1 protein-coding gene is annotated in these 502 nt (G+C 44.4%); it reads left to right on the top strand.

What is annotated here, in order from left to right:
• The coding region (locus J5224_RS35485) for a GNVR domain-containing protein (protein WP_319802563.1) at positions 1-502 on the top strand (502 nt) is incomplete at both ends.

The following is a 502-nucleotide window of genomic DNA, read 5'->3' as shown; positions in this document are numbered from 1 at the left end:
ATTAACAAACGTGTAGGGGCTATGCCGAAAACGCAGCAAGAAGTCTTGCGTTTAACACGTGATGTTCAATCTGGGCAAGAAGTTTACATGCAGTTGCTGAATAAGCAGCAAGAGTTAAGCATTAATAAAGCCAGCACGGTTGGTAATGTGCGTATTATCGATAAAGCCGTTGTTCAGCCCAAACCTGTTAAGCCTAAAAAACCATTAATTGTTCTGTTAGCAATGATTTTGGGTGGGATGATATCTACTGCATTTGTGATTCTGAAAACCTTGCTACATAAAGGCATCGAAAGCCCTGAACAGCTTGAAGAGTTGGGCATTAACGTTTATGCCAGCGTCCCCCTCTCTGAATGGCAACAGAAGAAAGATAAGGCCTTGTTGTCGAAGGGTAAGAAAAACAATACCCGTTCTACTGAATTGCTAGCCATTGGCAACCCTGCCGACTTAGCCATTGAAGCCATCCGTAGCCTGCGCACCAGCCTGCACTTTGCGATGATGGAAG

This window comes from Candidatus Symbiopectobacterium sp. NZEC135 (assembly GCF_025962695.1).
The sequence above is the reverse complement of the archived record's forward strand: the minus strand, read 5'-3'. Positions and strand labels throughout refer to the sequence as shown.